Below are 1,719 nucleotides of genomic sequence, written 5' to 3' on the forward strand. Positions count from 1 at the left end.
TATCCGACGGTCATCAAAATGAAAGTAGAGACGTCTCCGGAAACGAAGGAGACCCTTACGTACCAGTTTGACTACGACGAATTGGGCAGGGTGGTAAAACGAATCTACCCCGATCAAAGCCAGGCTATGTATCAATACGATTTGCTTGGACGGCTTACCATTGAACTTTTTGTGAATGAGGGCCAGTTCCGGACGATTTTCTACGACTATGATGACACACAGCGCAAAGTGACGATGACGCTGCCGGACGGCACGGAGGAATTTACTCATTTCACGCCATTTGGCGAGGTGGAATACAAGGGACAGCGGGGGACCAATGGAGAAGTAAGACCGCTTCTGTACAACACGTACACCTCGGACGGCCGGTTGGAATCCAGTGCTCCGTATGCCGACGACAGCCGGGCAACAAGTTACTTCTATAATGAAGACGGCAGTCTGCTGGGCAAGCAAGATCCCAAAGGGTACACCATGTACTACCGCGCCAATGCCTATCGCGACAAAGACAGCTATTTGCCGGTCGAGACTGTTCGGAGCGTTGAGTCCAATGGCCTCACCGTCACGCACTTTGCCAACCGGCACGGCCAACTGCAAGAGGAAATTCGCGAGACTGGTGACGCGGCACAACGACTGGCGATACGTTACGAGTACAATCCCTTTGATCAAATGACGCGAAAAATGGAACGTGACCAGATGGGCAAGACACGCTCCTGGACCTATCATTACAACATAAACGGCAACCTGGTACGTCTCGTTGATCCGGAACAAAATGTCTACGGATACAGCTATGATGCCTACGGCAACCTGGTATCCGTACAGGAGAATAATACGCTGACGACAGAGTATCACTACAATCCGCTGTCCTGGAAGATCAGCGAAAAAGATGTACCGTCCGGGGCGACGGAAACGTTTCACTACTATCCGAACGGAAAGACGCGCATCTTTACCGATAAGGCAAAAAACCGCCATGAGTATGCATATACGCCGTTTTACGAGGTGTCCAGCATCACGACAAAAGATGCAGCGGGTGTTGTGAAAAACAAGGAAACCTGGGAGTATTACCCGAATACTTCACTCGTGAAGAAAGAGACCAACAGCAATGGTCCCGACAACCGTCCGACCAGCAGCAATTATCGGGAGGTCCAGTACAGCTACGATCCGTTCCATCGGTTGAATCGCCAGACGGTATTTGACCGCGACTATCAGATTCGCTATACAGACCATGACGATTTGATGGACCAACTGGTATATCCGGATAACACGGTGGTATCGTATCGCTACGACGATGCGGAGCGCCTGCTGGAAGTATCCAGCAATGTGACGGGGACAATCCGCTATGCGTATCAAACGACAAACACGGGAGAAACGTACACGCTCACGTACCCGAACGGTCTGGAGATGGAGCGGAAGCTGGATTCTTTTGGTCAGGTGAAGGAGCTGACGCACAGGAAGCGTAATACGCCGATCTGGACGGAGACTAATCAGTATTCGTTTGGGAACGTGGTCTCCATCACCCGCAATGGAACGACGTTTGCCTATGAGTATGACAAGATTGACCGTCTGACAAAAGAAACACTGCCGAGTGGCACGAATCGTTATGCGTATGACACCCGTGGGAACAGGAAATCCTTTGAGGGCGTCTTGCCGATCGACACCGACACGGTGACGTACACCTTTGACGAGCGGAACCGCCTGCGCAGCTATGCCAATGAACGGACAGGC

General features: G+C 51.5%; 1 pseudogene. It reads left to right on the forward strand.

The features are described from left to right. Nucleotides 1-1,719, forward strand: a pseudogene (locus KDN35_RS19705) (RHS repeat protein); the annotation flags it as partial.

The organism is Brevibacillus sp. NL20B1, assembly GCF_018195675.1.
Taxonomy (GTDB): domain Bacteria; phylum Bacillota; class Bacilli; order Brevibacillales; family Brevibacillaceae; genus Brevibacillus; species Brevibacillus aydinogluensis.